Raw genomic sequence first — 16,060 nt, forward strand, 5'->3', positions numbered from 1 at the left:
TCTGCTGTTTGGAGACATCCAGTTTAGGTGTATCATATTGAACAAGATAGAATAATAAAGCGCTATAGTTTTGCTGCCGATTGAAGCCTTCATCCCCGAGATTATTTCCACCTTAAACAATGATAACCGTCTGGTATTACAAGCCGAGCCCGGCGCAGGTAAATCGACCTTAGTGCCGCTGCGTTTACTGCAAGCTGATATTTTTTCCGGTAAAAAAATTATTATGCTTGAGCCACGTCGTGTGGCTGCAAAATCTATCGCGACCTATTTGGCCAAACAGCTGGGGGAATCGGTCGGTGAGCGAGTCGGTTATCAAATCCGAAACGAGCAACGTGTTTCATCCAACACCCGCTTGGAAATCGTCACCGAAGGCGTATTGACTCGCCGTCTTCAAGCGGATCCCGAACTCAGTGATGTTGCACTTATTATCTTCGATGAATTCCATGAGCGTTCTATTCATGCGGATCTAGCTTTAATGCTCGCGTTTGAAGTGCAACAAGCGTATCGCGACGACCTCAAATTACTGGTGATGTCTGCAACGATAGACACCGAGCTTTTATCGAATTATCTGGATGGTGCACCAAGGTTATCTTGCCCCGGTAAAACCTATCCTGTTGAAATTGAATATGTCGGTAAAGCGAGTCGTTACTTAGCGGAGCATGTATTAAGTGCGCTGCGTCACGCTTTCACTCTACAAAGCGATGGTGATGTATTGGTTTTTCTTCCCGGGCAGGCTGATATTCAGCGCTGCATTGAGGCGTGCCAAGAGCTTGACCAAAGTAATATTGAGCTTCTGCCTTTGTACGGCGGGTTACCCTTATCTGAGCAAGAGAAAGTACTCAGTAAAAGCGCCAGCGCATCAAGACGTATTATTTTTTCGACCAATATTGCTGAAACCAGTTTGACTATAACCGGGATCACTATGGTTATAGATTCTGGCCTTGAAAAACGCTTAACCTATGACGTTAGAAGCGGTCTCTCGCGGCTCGATACGGTGATGATCTCAAAGGCATCAGCAACACAACGTGCAGGGCGTGCGGGTCGTCTACAAGCGGGCCATTGTTTACGTCTTTGGCGCGAAAGCGAGCATAATAATTTAAGTGACTTTCAGCCAGAAGAAATAACCACCACTGACCTTTCTGACTTAGCGTTAGAGCTCAGCGCGTGGGGCGTGACACAATACAAGGACGCGAATTGGCTAACATCGCCACCGGTGCAACATTTTTCGGTGGCCTGTCAATTGAATCAGTCGCTTGGCTTGGTCGATGCGCATAATAAAGTGTTAACTGCTGGGCAGCGTGCACTACAACTAGGGGTTTCGCCTCGTCTTGCCAGCATGCTACTGCGATGTGAGACGCTAATTTCGCAACAACTTGCTTGTTTTTTGGCGGCAATATTGAGCGAGCGCGATATTGTAGTACAAGCTAACACAAGTGATGTATGTGAACGAGTATTGGCATTGGTAGAGTTTGTGCAAGACCGTACCCGTGCCGCCAAAGCATATCGCTTGCACAGAGCTGCCGCAGAGCAGGCCGTAAAATTGGCCAAATCATTTGCACACAGACTGGGAATTAGTCTCAAGAGTGAAGCAATCACCCTTGTAGATATTCAAACCTTAGCACCTACTTTATTGCTCCATGCCTTTCCTGACAGAGCTGCACAAAAACGTCCTTTAGGGGACAACCGCTACTTACTTGCGAATGGTCGGGGGGTGACATTACGTGACGGCGATCCGCTGCAAGGTCAGGCTTATTTGATTGTTTGTGATGTGGATGGCAAAAATAAGGATGGCTTGGTATTTCTAAGCTGCGCAATCGAAAAGAGCACATTACTTGAGCAGCTAGCGCCATATTTGAGTGAGGTGGTGCAGTATCAACTGGATAGTAAAAAAGAGGCGATTCAGGGCCGGCAACAAGTTAAATATCATGCTCTGGTATTAAAAGAGCAAAACCTGAGTCAGATCCCCAAAGAAGCGTTTGCCCAATGTGTGAAGGATATTCTCACATCGGAAGGACTTGGTTTGCTCAATTGGTCGGTAAAAAGTCACGCTTGGCTCGCTCGAGCTAAATGGTTAAGTGAACAATTGAATACCTTCCCACAGATATCTGAGTCAAGTTTGATAGCGCAGCTTGATACTTGGTTATTGCCCTATTTGACGGGCGTAAACACTATCAAACAACTGAAGCAACTGGATATTTTTAACCTGCTTCAAGCGACACTCACTTGGGAGCAGCAACAGCAACTCGAAGCGCAAGCACCTGAGTTTTATGTTACGCCAAGCGATAAGCGAGTCGCGATCCGCTACGATGAGCACCAAGGGCCAACCGTTTCTGTGGTGTTACAAGAAATGTTTGGTCAATTGACGTCGCCAACGCTCGCCAATGGTCAAGTCGCAGTGCGATTTGAGCTGTTATCTCCAGCGAAAAGGCCAATCCAAACCACCAGTGATTTAAGCAACTTTTGGCAAACTTCTTATTTTGAGGTGGCCAAAGAAATGCGTGGTCGATATCCAAAACACCGATGGCCAGATAAACCGCTTGAGGAAAAGCCCGGCCGCTCCATAAAAGCGAGAGGAAAGTAGGCTGGTGGAGCAACAGGCTTGTAAAGAAGTCATAATGGCTATAACGTGAACAGTCTAATGTAGAAAGGAGTGTGAAATGCGGTCTATTACGGGGTTCATCTTATTGGGCTTAATTGTTGCTCAGCCAACTTATAGCGGTGAGTTTGAAGTGCTTTATCAATCTGACACAGCAAAAGTCGTTAGAGATAAAAGTTATGGCACAAACATTGGGATCTTTGCAACGAAAAGGGGAGTGGTGATCATTGACCCCACAGCTGAAGATGCGGATTTGCCAAAGCTCAATGATTTGATACAGAATAGCTTTCAGACCGAGAAAAAATACCTGCTAAATACGCATAGTCATTCGGATCACACTGGTGGTAATGCTTTTTTCCAACAACAGGGTTTTACACTTATTGACAGCCCACAAGGGTTAAAGGAGCTTGGGGTGATAAAGCATACTCAAGCCGTTTCACATACCGCCAATGACAACATTCTCTATCACCCCACGAGCAATATTTTATTCACCGGGGACATTTACACCACAAACTGGCATCCAACATTTTATGCTGGGGGCTTAACGGGTTTTAATAAAGCGGTAGACTTACTTTTATCGATTGGCGATCAAAATACGTTGATTGTGCCAGGTCATGGCAAACCTACATCGAAAAGAGAACTCGAAGAACATAGAATTCAAACATTCGCTTTGGTTGAGCGGGTGAAGATTTTGAATCAGGCGGGTAAGTCGGTTGAGCAAATAAAGAACGATGAGGAGATTAAGCGCTTATTATCACAGTTTAATCTTGAAGGGCGACAACCCTTTCTTCCAGAGCGGGCGCTGAATACATTTGTAAAGCGGACATTATCTGTGGTAGCCAATTATCCAGAAAATCACAAGTAAGATCAGTTTTAGTTAAGCTTTGTTCATCAATACTAAACCTTTAGCATTCTAGGTGTGTATGTAGATGGTCTGGGCTAAAATAGGTAAATTTGTATTACTTACTATCTTGGTGGTATTAAGTTGGTCATCAGCTTTCAATCTCACCATGACGGAGTTCATTGATGGAGCGCTGCTACAATCTTCACTCGTCTATGCTTCAGCACGTACAGTAAATGGCGCTATTTCTTTGTTGCAATCTGCCGAGGTTGGGATTGGTGTTGCAAGCATTCAGCCTGCGCAGCTACTCGATCCTATCAATGATTTAGCTGAATACATTTCTGATGTGATGCAACTAGCCATTGGCTCTTTGTTTATACAACGAATTCTCTACACCATTTCTACTCATGTATTGTTTAGTGTCGCTTTTACTGTCACGGTAATTGGATATTTCGTGTGCTGCTATCTAGGGCTTTGGCAAACGGTTAGAACTAAAATATTAGCCACGATGCTATTGATCCGTTTTGTGGTTCCCTTTGTAATTCTATCGACAGGTCTCACTAGCCAACTCTTACTGGACCAAGAAATAAATAAACAAAGTGAAGTTGTGTCGAGCAGTGTTGATCTCTTCCAATCTCAAGCAACAAAGACCAGTGCGCAAAGTGCAAAAATAAAGGCCCAAATCACCGGTCAAAAGCAAAGCCATAGTGAACAAATAGCGTTATTGACAAAACAACAGATCCGTCTTCATGGTGAAGCTACCGAGCTACATGCTGAAATTACCGCGCTGGAAGGTGATATTGAAGCGGCTCAAGCAAACCGTAGTTTATCCGAGTGGCTAACATTTACCAAAAGTGAAGAGGCTAAGCCACTGATTGAAAAGCAACAACGATTGGCTAGTGATAAGGCTAAAATTGATACTCAAATTGCACTTATTAATAGAGAGAAAGATCAACATCAACAACAAATAGAAAGGCTCAATGAGCAGCTACACGGTAGTAATGAGGGGACGTTAAGTCGAGCAATTAAAGCCGTTTCTAGTGGTATTAACGATATGCTCGACGCTGCTGAGTCACTCTTTATCGACTTCTTAAACGTGGTATCGCTTTTGCTACTGAAGTTAGTATTGATGCCGCTGTTATTTTTCTATTTGGCGAGCAAAACCTTTAAAGCGATTTGGCGATTATAGTATTAGAGTCTAAGAATACCTCCACGTATATAGACATAAAATATAGTTCAATAGGGCCAGTGTTAATATGATTAGCATCATTCTTAAAGACTTCTATAGAGTTTTAGAATTCGGTGGTCGGTGTTAAATAATTGACATTGGAATTGAAATAGGTACGATTTAAAATTAGTCAGTTTTTATTGCTTTTAAGTTGTTTTAGGTAATTTCTGAGCAGGTTGAAATGTAATAAGGGCTTGGCTGTTGCGGTTGATATACCCGTCTTAACATGTAAATGAAACACCCCATAGGCTTTGTGGGCTGAATAAAAAGGAAATTAAAATGATAAAATATATTTTTTCAGTTTTGCTATTAGCACCTGTTTTTTCAATTGCTGCTGAAGCGAATAATGTTGAAGTAAATAACAAACAAGCAAAAACTTACGACTCAACAAAGTTTTGCTACTACGCAGATAAACAATTCTCTGAAGGCGCAAAACACTATATCGGCGATGTCGTGCAGCGTTGTGTTAGACGTGGGGACAATATCTTGGTCTGGAAGACACTCTAGTTTGCTGTAAACTTCGCGACCTATCATAGGTGTGTAGCTTACATCGGTTATACACCTCTAACTATGACCAAGTTAAAGCGTAACTAAGAGTTACTTTCTAGACTTCCAATTCATTATTTACTTCAAAAATTCCCAGAAAAGCTCTGCCACAGTCCCACTGTTGGGAAAGAAACACAAACAAAAAATAAAAAAGCACAATAAATCAATTGCTTAACTTTGGCATGGATGTCGCTTTTACGTATAAAAAATTAATACAGTGAAGCGATGGATATTAAAACGACTCTGACAAAACCACCTGTCAAGGCTTTTAGGTGGCGATTAATTGTGACTGTCACCCTAATTATACTCTTTGGTATGTTGTTCTTACCGGACAAGCACCAGCTAGATGTAGAAACACTCAAGTTTGCCTCTATTCAATCCGGGCCAATAGAATTTAGTGTTAAAGGCTATGGAAGGTTACGCTCAAAGATCAGTAGAGAGATCACGACCGCATTTGCAGCTCAAGTTGAAACCATACTGCATCTTCCAGGCAGTAGGGTAGAGCCAGACACCGTTATTTTACAGTTAACCAATCCTGAGTTAACTCAGCAACTCCACCGAGAAAGACTAGTACTCGCTAGGCAAAAAGCCAATGTTGAAGCGTTAAGGCTAAGCCAAGAAAGTGAGCGACTAGTATTGAAAGGACAAAATACCCTACTCAGCAGTGAGCTTGAAAATGCCAAATTGCGAGAACAGGCTGAGCGCCAATTAGTTACTCAAGGCATAGTTTCAAGCTTAGATCATCAGCGCTCAATCTTAACTGTTGCTCAGTTAAGCGAGCGAGTAAAGCTCGCTCAGCTGCAACTTAGCCAAACCAGTGCATTACACAAGCAAAGAATTGAGATTGAACTAGAACTATTAAAAGAATATGAGCTGAGCTATCAGGTCGCGCTTCAGGCGGTGGAGCAATTACAAGTCACTGCGGGGATCAGCGGCATGTTGCAGCAAGTACATGTTAGTCAAGGTCAAGCAATTACACGCGGGCAGGCGCTAGCTGTGGTGGGCAGTGAGCGAACTTTGGTAGCCGACTTACTGGTGCCAGAGCGAGAAGCAAGCGAGATTATCTTAGGTCAACGAGCAGTAGTAGACACCTTTGTTGGTCAGGTTGAGGCAAAGGTTAGCCGCATTGTGCCCATCGTACAAGACGGGCGTATTGCGATAGAGCTGGCATTGCTTGGGGAGCTGCCAAGCAATGCTCGCCCACTTTTGACTGTTGAAGGGCAAATTTTTACAGCAAAAAAGACCGCCGCACTTTCACTTATTAAGCCACCGCGTGCAACTCCACAATCTCAGAGTCAATTATTTGTTTTAGATAAACAAAACAACATGCTTATCAAAAAAAGTTTCAAGTTTGGTAAACTAGCCGGCAATGCCATAGAAGTACTCGAAGGCGGTGTATCCGGTGAGCAAGTGGTGGTGTCAGAAATGTCTGACTACCAGCACCTAGAAAAAATAACAATTAAATCACTCAATCGGTAAAGGAAGAACAAATGGACAAGACAATTTTGGCATTGCATCAAGTGAGCAAAGTGTTCTTTGGCGAGGATGTTGAAACTCACGCCATTAGCAACATTAACCTTGAAATTGAAATGGGCGATTATGTTGCGATAACTGGCCCGTCAGGATCGGGAAAATCCACTCTATTGAGCATTCTTGGACTATTAGATGACATCACGTCGGGCAGCTATCGCATCCAAGATATAGAAACCAGTACGCTAGACGCAGACACGCAAGCAGAGCTGCGTAATTTGCATATCGGTTTTGTCTTTCAGTCATTTAATCTACTGGATGGGTTAACGGTATTTGATAATGTGGCTTTACCGCTTCAGTATCGAGAGCCTGCGCTTGCGACTGACGAAATTGAGCGCCGTGTGATGGGCGCGCTTAAGCAAGTTGAAATGTCCCACCGAGCAAAACATAAACCAAACCAACTATCTGGTGGACAGCAGCAGCGAGTGGCTATTGCGCGTGCGCTTGCAGGCGAGCCAAGTATTTTATTAGTCGATGAACCAACTGGAAACCTCGACTCCAAAAATGGGGATGCGGTAATGGCCTTGTTGGGGGAGTTGAATAGGCAAGGCACAACCATTTGCATGGTGACGCACGATATTCGCTATGCAGGTTATGCCAAGCGGCAAATTCAGCTTTTAGATGGTGTACAGGTTTCATCAAGCGTTGCAAAACGTGATATTTGTACTGCTGCGGAGGTGGTGTAATGGGGTTTTTGCAACTTCGGCGTCAATTAGGGCTGGCAATCAAAAGTTTGCTTCAGGTGCCGAATTTTTGTATCACGCTAGTACTGACTTTGGCACTCGCGTTAAGCTGCTTTTTTGTCGCATTGAGTCTGTTTAGTGGCTTTTTTATTAAGCCGCTTGAGATTGAAAATGAATCGCGATTTGTGGTGGTAGAACAAAAAAACGTATACCAAGACAGGGCGTCTGAAGGGCTGCAAAGCTTTCAAAATATGCTGAACTGGTATCAAAGCCCCTCCATGTATGAAAAACGAGCTTTGATCAGTAGCTTTTCCGATGTGGTTGAAAATCTAGCTGGCAAGCCAAAGCTTACGCTGACTTTTGCAAGTTCGGATTATTTTAGTATGGTGAAAATGCCACTAGCACTGGGGCGATACCTAACGCCGACGAAAAGCATTAGCCAGAAAAATCCAGAGGTCATTATTTCTTATAAACTTTGGCAACAATACTTCAATGGTGATGACAATGTGCTTGGGGAGAGTTTACGGATTGTTGGCAGACTGTACACCATCGTCGGTGTTGCTGCACGTACGCATGGTGATCCTTACTTTTTAAGTGAAGGAAATGGGGCGCTGTGGCTTAGTTTCTCTGAAGATGAGCGATTTTTTGGTGATCAGCGCGGCGAGTATCACCCGTGGAGTAGCAGGCTAAACAACTTGAAGTTACTGGCGATATTACCAGTCAATAGTGATCAGGATATCCTCGCAGAGCAGCTATATCAAAATGTTCAACTGCACCAAAGCGAATGGAAATCGGCTGACGAAGCGTTACTTGATATTGAACCTATAGTACGTTCGTACCGTGACGTAGAACTGGCGGGACATGACAAGCTTGCCATTATAGTGTTGTTGAGTGTGTCATGCTTGGTACTCATTGCAATTTTTAATGTGAGTAATTTGTTTATCTCTCGAGCTCACACCATCCAGCAGCAACTGGCCTTACAAGCTATGCTCGGTGCGAAGCGTAAGCTGTTGTTTCGTGGAATTTTGCTAGAAGCGCTGTTATTGGTGTCAGGCGCTGTGCTGGTGGGGTTATTTATTGCGGCGTGGGAGCTGAGGTTGGTTAAATCGCTCACCAGTGGTTATTTGCCGCTGATTGATACCTTAACCTTAGATACCACTGTACTGCTCAGTGCTATCCTAACCGTACTGTTATTGGCTTTATTGTTTGCGTTTGTAACTTCACGCATGATTGATTTTAGCCAGCTTAAGCAAAGCATGCAGTCGTCAGGTAAAGGCAGCGTAAAAGCGGTACGCATAGCGACGACAAAAACACTGGTTGCGGTACAGCTGTTTTTTACCACTGTGTTGGTGCTTGGGGCGACCTTAGTGTTGTGTAAAAGCGCCGATACCTTGCTTAGACCGCTCGGAACAAAGTTGGACAATATGTATAGCGTGATGCTACATATTCCCGCAGATCCCACTCCATTTCCCGCGCGTTACGCCAATATTGAAAGATTCAAACTCGCGCTGACTAACATTTCGGGCGTGTTAGGCGTAGCCCATGGAGAAAGTCCATTACAAAGCGATGTCCCTGTGGTTGCTATGCAAGATATGGCGGGTGAATGGACACCGAGCATGGTTAGAGGTAACGTTGGGCCGGATTATTTTGCATTAACTGGGCTTGAGCTCGTTGCCGGGCGCACTTTTAGCGAAGCTGCAATTCGAGGCGAAAAGGAAGAGGCTATTGTTTCTTGGGCTGCGGCACAGGCGTTAAAACCAGATGGGGATGTGATTGGTGAAACGTATTTTATTTTTAACCCAGATGTACCTGCTGAAATCGTAGGTATTTCAAAAAACTTCAATTACCCTAAACGTCATCATGAACTTCAAGGTAAAACCGTTTGGCTACCCGCGCTGCCTTTGGGTTATCCATTTATGATAGAAATGGAACCGGGAGCATCACTTACTCGCGCTCAGATCCAAAATGCCATCAGCGCCGTGAATGGTCAGGCGGGAATATGGCGTTTTTTAAACTTAACAAAGACATATCAGAGCATTACCTATTTGGAGCGCTTGACTTTACTGCTAAGCTTTGCGCTTTGTGGTTTTTGTTTGTTGTTATCTGGGGTGGGCATTTACGGTGTGCTTAACTATAGCTTTCAACAAAGACGCTACGAGTTTGGGATGCGAATGGCACTTGGTGCCAAACGACACCGCTTATATCGGTTGTTATTGTCAGATACCATCGCGCCGATGCTAGTGGCGATGTTGGCTGCCATTATGGTTGTTGCGGGATTTTATATAAGTGTTTCGTCAGATTGGTTGTTGGCAAAATCCAGCTGGTTGTTTGTAGTGATTGTTACCATGTTGGCTTTTGCGTTAGTCACGGCGATTTACCCAATGAGACAGTTAATAAACTCGACACCAATGCGAGCATTAAAACATTAAAGTTTGGGCGTAAGCCCAAACAGAATATAAGTAGGAAGTGATGACGCCAGTTTTAATCATCGACGACAACCCTGACGTGCGAATGTCAGCCACCATAGTGCTACAAAGTCATGGTTTTATGAGCCTTGAAGCCGCACACCCTGATGAAGCTAAAGCTATTTTATCGCAGCAGCCCGTTGCGCTTATTTTGCTTGATATGAACTTCAATAGAGATACAACCTCAGGAAAAGAAGGGCTGCAATTTCTTAGTTGGCTGAGACAAGCGCAAATGAGTGTGCCTGTGGTTGTTATTACTGCGTGGGCCAAGGTTGAACTTGCGGTCCAAGCAATGCAGTTGGGCGCATGTGACCTCATTGAAAAACCTTGGCAAAACCAGCGACTGCTGAACACCATCAGACGCTACACCAAAAGTGATAAAGCGCTATCGTCATCACATGAACCACACACGGACAATAACGCAACCACTCAGTTGTTTCAGCAAGCTCAGCGCGTTGCAAAAACCAATGCTAACGTACTTATTTTGGGAGAAAATGGCTGCGGAAAAAGTCAGTTGGCTAAATATATTCATGATAATAGCGGTCGCTCTGAGCACGCTTTTGTGAGCGTGAATATGGCCGCTATTCCAACGGAATTATTTGAAAGTGAGTTATTTGGCCATTGCAAAGGCGCATTTACCGATGCAAAAGCAAACCGCACTGGACGGTTTGAAATGGCTGAAAATGGCACTTTGTTTTTAGATGAAATCGGCAGTTTGCCGTTGTCACTTCAGGGCAAGCTATTACGCGTGCTCGAAACGGGTGAATATGAAGTCGTGGGAGATTCTGAAACGCGCCGCAGTAACGCGCGGATTGTTTCTGCCACTAATACGGATTTGTCAGAAGCGATTAACGCCGGGCAGTTTCGTCAGGACTTACTCTATCGCTTAAATACGGTGGTGCTAAGGGTGCCACCACTCAGAGCGAGATTAGCAGAGCTTCCAAGCTTAGCAGCCCATTTTTTAACAAAGCACACCCAGCGCCATGGTAATGATACTGGACGGGAGCGCTCGCTAACTGCTGCGGCGCTAGACAAATTATTGAGTTACAGTTGGCCTGGGAATATTCGTGAGCTATCTCATGTCATTGAACGGGCCGTGATCTTAGGACTTCAGCCTGAGGTAACCGCGGATGATATCGAGCTTGAGGAAGGTGTACTAGAGCAAGAGCTCCCACTTTTGAGCCTGGAAGAAGCCGAAAAACGCATGATTGCAAGAGCGATCCGCCATTTCGATGGTAATGTAGTGGCCGCTGGAGAATTTTTAGGTTTGAGTAAATCTGCAATTTATCGACGCCTAGAAAAGTACGATATTAGCCCAAAGGCAGAGCTTGATGGCTAAGCTGGCATCACTTGAGCACAAGTTACTTGTTGGCTTTGCGATACCTATAATCACACTTGCTATGCTCGCGCTTGGGTTGATCTGCTATTTTGAGCTTACGTTGTTAAGTGCAATCACTTTGTTGCTCGGTGTGATGATCCCCTCTGTATTAGCACTGCGTTACGGCTATCAATCAGTAATGCAGGTGCTTGAAAGTTTGGCGGTCCAGTTGGACGGTGTAACCAATGAAGAGTTTGGTGTATGGCAGTTAGCGCAATACCGCAAGGGTCGGGTTGAATTGCTCAAGGCTGAGCTCAAAGAAGCTGCCAAGCGATTACAGCAAAAGCGTCAAGAATATGGTCAGAATGAAGCTTTTGTATTTAATTTTATGAGCGAACTCACCCTGCCAATTGTGGTACTTGATGCGCATCATCATGTGTATTTTGCCAATCATGCCATGAATACAGTGTATCCAGAACAGGTGTTACATGGTGCACATGCTAAAGCTCTGGCGCTTCAGTATGTGGATGAACAATGGCAGCATACGCAGCACATCTCTCGATTTAGCATTGCGGCTCATAAACTATATCGGGGGCAGCGAGCCTATCAATTATTGGTGTTTTTCTCGGTGGAGCAAGCGCTGCGAGATAATGAAAAGCAGGTATGGCAAAAGCTACTATCGGTACTCAATCATGAAGTGCGAAACGCCTTAACTCCAGTGTACTCAATGGCGCAATCCCTGCAACAAGATGGCAATATCATTTCACCTGAGATGCAGCAAACTATGCTCGGTGTAATAGAAAGTCGTGCAGCTCATTTACAGCAATTTGTTGCAAACTACGCACAAGTAGCGCAGCTTCCACCCGTTGATATGCAAAACATTGAGGTGGAGTTGCTGGTATCGCGCTGGCAAGCTTTATTTCCCAGTGTTGAGATAAAGGCGCTTAATAAGGGCTTGGTTTATTGTGATGAAGCTCAGCTAACGCAGGCTATGATCAACCTTGTCAATAATGCTGAGCAAGCAAATCAATCTGCGGGGAATGATGGCATAACACTAACCATAGATAGACCAAAAAATTGGCGCTTTACCCTAGAAGATAACGGCGCTGGTATCGCCAATCCAGATAACCTTTTTGTACCATTTTATTCTACTAAACCAAAGGGATCGGGTATCGGCTTGGTATTGAGCAGGGAGCTTATTCGTAATCAGCAAGGGGAGTTGCATTTAGCGAATTTACCGGACAATAAAGGGGCTCAAGCTGTGGTTACTTTGCATTTCTAGTAAATTTAGAACAACTTCGCAATATTTGAATATTTATCTTTGTTTGGAATTTGTAACCTCAGGTTAAGTAGTTTTACCTTGCCATATTATGGCAACTGAGGAGTAGTTTACATGAAAGATAAAAATCAATTAGGGCTCGTGCAGCTCGCCGAGATGCCCATATTAGTGCTGTTTATTCGAACCTGTATTCCCATTTGTATCGGTTTACTCGTTGTGGGTTTATATGCCTTGGTTGACGGCTGGTTTATTAGTCGCTACGTGTCAGAGATGGCATTTGGTGCCGTGGCTATGGTTTACCCGCTGCAGGTGTTAATGATAGCGCTAACCGCTATGGTATCTGCAGGTATGGCGGCCACAATGACAAGATTAATCGGAGCAAAGCAAGTAGGTAAAGCCGCAGAGGTTATCGGTCATGGACTGATAATTGGCGGTATAGTTAGCGTGGTATTCTTGGTACTTGGTTGGCTTTATCCACTTGAGCTCTTATCACTTTTGCAAGTGGAAGCGGTTTTTGTAAAGGATGCGCTTAGCTACATACAGCCGTTATATCTTTGTGCCATTACCGGAGTTTTATTACCTATCGTGGCTGATATGTTCCGTGGTCAGGGTAAACCGCAGTTGATGATGCTGTTGTTATTAGTCTCGGCTGTGCTCAATATACTGCTTGATTATCTATTTATCGCGCAATTTGGTTTGGGGGTTGCAGGTGCGGCATATGCGACAATCGCAGCGCAATTGGGGGCATTGATTATTGCGCTTCAGCTAAAAAGAAAGCGTACTGACTTGCTTGCGGTTAAGGTGTGTTGGAAACCTCGTGCTTGGCTACCGATCCTCGCAATCGGGATGCCTATCTTGATCACGCAATTTTGCCTTGGCGTGCAAACTGCGGTGGTTAACTGGCAGCTGTTGTCTTTTGCAAACGAAAATTGGGTAGTCGCCCACGGCATGCTGGGACGTATCATTAATTTTGCAATTCTACCCGCGATTGCAATGTTGATCGCATTTCAAACTATCGTCGGCTATAACTTAGCGGCAGGACATAGTGGGCGAGTAAGAGCGTGTACGCGAGTTGCTTTTTTGGGTATGACAGGATTTGCACTGCTATTGACGCTAGGGTTGATGGGATTGCCGAGGCTATGGCTGAGCCTGTTTACCGAAGCGAGTGAATTTCTCGAAATAGGAGAGCGCGTTTTTCGCTCAGCCCTTTGGGGGATGCCGCTATTTGGCGTGGTAATTTTAGCATCTGGATTTTATCAAGCAAAAGGTGATGCCAAACGCGCTTGTTTTTACAGCGCCTTGAAGGTGATGTTTATTCTAGTTCCATTAATCGTTATTGCACCGCACTACTTTGGCTTAAATGGTGTATTTATGGCACTTGTAGGGGCTGATTTTATAGCCGCAGGGTTAACATTTATACTGTGTTGGCGGCACTATCAACAGGCTAAGAGCCAATCGGGAGAGATACAGCTTGCATCAATCAACTGAGCAAAAGTTAAGCGCTGAAGAGATATATTTAGGGCGGTTACAACCTGTCATTGAGTGGGTGCATAGTAATCCAGAGTCGCCGCTTTCGTTACAGCAAGCGGCGAGCCTGAGCCATTTTTCTAAGTTTCATTTCCAGCGCATTTTTGCAGCTGTGATTGGTGAATCTTTGAGCCAGTACACTAATCGCGTGAGGTTGGAGCGCGCGGCCAATATGTTGTTGCTAGCCGAAGAGTACAATGTGACAGATATTGCGCTACAGTTTGGTTTTTCTGGTAGCGCAAACTTTTCGCGAGCGTTTAAAGAGCACTTTGGTGTGACTCCTTCAAGTGTGCGAAAAACAGAACAACTACGTAAATTGGTGACAAAAAATAACATTGAGCCGGCCCTTAACACGACACAACTTACCCGAATACACGCATTAAGAGCTGAGCGACACAGTGTTATCCAGCCGGTTAAACTACACTCCATTTCACAGCTACCCTTATGTACATTACGCGCGTCACAAGGCTACCAATTGCAAGGAATTAGCGCCTGTTGGCAGCAGCTTGCAGCGTGGGCTAGTGCACATGGACTGGATTATAGCCAAGTACAAAAGTTTGGTTTTGGTCATGATAACCCCGTTTTTACGCCACTAGATAAAGCGCGTTACGATGGCGCAATTGTGATTAACGACGAGTTAAAATCTGCGGTGACTCGGCCATATCAACTCAATGTGCTCAGCGCGGGAATATACGCAATTTTTGATTACCGTGGAGCAATTAAAGACTTGTTGAGTTTCCAATTAGATATTTTCGCAAAGTGGCTGCCACAAAGCGGATACGAGCCAGAAGATGCGCCCTTAATTGAACATTATCCTGAAGTAATTTCACAAGAAAATGGAGGCTCGCCAAGTGAAAAGGTGATTGCGCTGGAAATTTGGTTAAAGGTCAAGCCGCTAAAATTTACTAAATCAATCTAAAAACTTCACAATTCGCCCACAAACTTTAAGCATGATCAACCGTACACCAAGCGGGAGATTAAAAAAGTGGTTGAACTAGAGTTAATTCGAGTTGATAAATACAGCGAGCAGACTTTTACACATTTGCTAGAAGCGAGCCATTATCAAAAGCAAGTGGGCTCGTTTGAACTGTGTAGCGCAACCAATATCGCTTATCTTTTTTATGCAGATGGTAAGTTGGTTGGCTTTACCGTAATAGGTATTTCAAACCGCCGAGAGTTTGAAGTCTGTGCGCTTTATATTACTCCTGCCGAGCGCAGAAAGCGTTACGCCACCGAGTTTATGGCACACATTTGGTCAGTATACAAAGGTCGTTGGAAAGTGCGTATGCAAGATAAGCTTGAAAGCTCGTGCGGTTTTTGGCGCAAAACCTTGGCTGAGATGACCAATCAACCGCAATCGCATAGACGAGAAAACGAGTTTGAACACGCTTTTGCAGTGTAGCACCTACGTTAGTACCATTCCTGTTTTTCTAGCCAAAATGCACGGCCAAAACCGCCTACATATCGAACCCTAGCCACTTCAATTCGCCATAGGTGAAAGTCACCGAGCATGGCATATTGCTGAGCTTTTTCGTGCTTTATTACGAATTGTGCAATCAGGCTTTCGCTATCCGCTCTTGGTAGTTTGTGTGCATGCCCAAGAATAGTAACTCGCGCATTTTCAACGTCTTCAACCGCACCATCACCGAGCACCATAAACGAAAGTGCCGGGTGCTTGGCTAAATTCTTGGTGTGCTGGGCGATATCACTAATAAAGAAGTAAAAGTGATTATCTTCAAGAAAAACATATTGAGCGATAGAAGAAAAAGGAAAGCGCTTTTGGTTGTTAGAGAAGGTAGATAAAAATGCGCTCTTATGGTTTTGGCATAAGGCCTTTGCTTCGTTGATTGCGGTTTCTCTCATCTTGTTATGCTCTTAAATAATAAAAGACCTAACCGCAATGATCGCTAAAACTAAAAATAAAATCAAAAACTAAGTAAGCAAAACCGCAAATTGAAGCTACCTTTTTAAAAGGTATGTTGGTAATTTTTAGAGTATTTACTTGGTTTTTTATCCCATTTGTAACATAGTTTGTTTACTCAAAATA

The 16,060-nt window shown here is 44.2% G+C and carries 13 protein-coding genes; 12 read left to right on the top strand and 1 reads right to left on the bottom strand.

The features are described 5' to 3' along the window. Positions 1 to 70: 70 nt before the first annotated feature. From hrpB to L1271_RS21470, 12 genes are all read left to right on the top strand, one after another. Positions 71 to 2,581 carry an ATP-dependent helicase HrpB gene (hrpB, locus tag L1271_RS21415; RefSeq protein WP_235368765.1) on the top strand — a complete coding sequence of 837 codons (2,511 nt, stop codon included), beginning with the start codon at positions 71 to 73 and terminating at the stop codon, positions 2,579 to 2,581. 76 nt (positions 2,582 to 2,657) lie between these two features. Continuing rightward, positions 2,658 to 3,461: an MBL fold metallo-hydrolase gene (locus tag L1271_RS21420; protein WP_102056407.1), complete on the top strand. Its 804-nt coding sequence runs from the start codon at positions 2,658 to 2,660 to the stop codon at positions 3,459 to 3,461. A gap of 64 nt (positions 3,462 to 3,525) precedes the next feature. After that, positions 3,526 to 4,626, top strand: coding sequence for a hypothetical protein (locus L1271_RS21425; protein WP_102056408.1), 1,101 nt, complete (start codon positions 3,526 to 3,528; stop codon positions 4,624 to 4,626). Positions 4,627 to 4,944: 318 nt separating this feature from the next. After that, complete coding sequence (locus L1271_RS21430) at positions 4,945 to 5,172, top strand: DUF1496 domain-containing protein (protein WP_010604090.1); 228 nt, start codon at positions 4,945 to 4,947, stop codon at positions 5,170 to 5,172. Positions 5,173 to 5,496: 324 nt separating this feature from the next. Further along, a complete protein-coding gene (locus L1271_RS21435) occupies positions 5,497 to 6,690 on the top strand; it encodes an efflux RND transporter periplasmic adaptor subunit (protein WP_010604089.1) in 1,194 nt (397 codons plus the stop codon). 11 nt (positions 6,691 to 6,701) lie between these two features. Next, the gene (locus tag L1271_RS21440; protein WP_235368766.1) at positions 6,702 to 7,427 is read left to right on the top strand and encodes an ABC transporter ATP-binding protein; all 726 of its coding nucleotides are present in this window, start codon (positions 6,702 to 6,704) and stop codon (positions 7,425 to 7,427) included. Further along, complete coding sequence (locus tag L1271_RS21445; RefSeq protein WP_235368767.1) at positions 7,427 to 9,853, top strand: ABC transporter permease; 2,427 nt, start codon at positions 7,427 to 7,429, stop codon at positions 9,851 to 9,853. The genes L1271_RS21440 and L1271_RS21445 overlap by 1 nt, the downstream gene beginning before the upstream one ends. Before the next feature lie 40 nt (positions 9,854 to 9,893). Continuing rightward, on the top strand, positions 9,894 to 11,228 hold the full coding sequence (locus L1271_RS21450; RefSeq protein WP_235368768.1) for a sigma-54-dependent transcriptional regulator: 1,335 nt from the start codon (positions 9,894 to 9,896) through the stop codon (positions 11,226 to 11,228). After that, positions 11,221 to 12,489 (top strand): sensor histidine kinase, encoded by a 1,269-nt coding sequence (locus tag L1271_RS21455; protein WP_235368769.1) that lies wholly within the window; start codon positions 11,221 to 11,223, stop codon positions 12,487 to 12,489. Before L1271_RS21450 ends, L1271_RS21455 begins: the two co-directional genes overlap by 8 nt. Before the next feature lie 111 nt (positions 12,490 to 12,600). Beyond that, complete coding sequence (locus tag L1271_RS21460) at positions 12,601 to 13,974, top strand: MATE family efflux transporter (protein ID WP_010604084.1); 1,374 nt, start codon at positions 12,601 to 12,603, stop codon at positions 13,972 to 13,974. Further along, positions 13,958 to 14,932: an AraC family transcriptional regulator gene (locus L1271_RS21465; RefSeq protein WP_010604083.1), complete on the top strand. Its 975-nt coding sequence runs from the start codon at positions 13,958 to 13,960 to the stop codon at positions 14,930 to 14,932. Before L1271_RS21460 ends, L1271_RS21465 begins: the two co-directional genes overlap by 17 nt. Before the next feature lie 66 nt (positions 14,933 to 14,998). Next, positions 14,999 to 15,415, top strand: coding sequence for a GNAT family N-acetyltransferase (locus tag L1271_RS21470; RefSeq protein WP_235368770.1), 417 nt, complete (start codon positions 14,999 to 15,001; stop codon positions 15,413 to 15,415). An 8-nt stretch (positions 15,416 to 15,423) separates the two neighbouring features. On the opposite strand, the gene L1271_RS21475 is transcribed toward L1271_RS21470, so the two are convergent. Next, positions 15,424 to 15,876 (bottom strand): HugZ family pyridoxamine 5'-phosphate oxidase, encoded by a 453-nt coding sequence (locus L1271_RS21475; RefSeq protein WP_235368771.1) that lies wholly within the window; start codon positions 15,874 to 15,876, stop codon positions 15,424 to 15,426. Positions 15,877 to 16,060: the final 184 nt, after the last annotated feature.

The organism is Pseudoalteromonas sp. OF5H-5, from assembly GCF_021530695.1.
Taxonomy (GTDB): domain Bacteria; phylum Pseudomonadota; class Gammaproteobacteria; order Enterobacterales; family Alteromonadaceae; genus Pseudoalteromonas.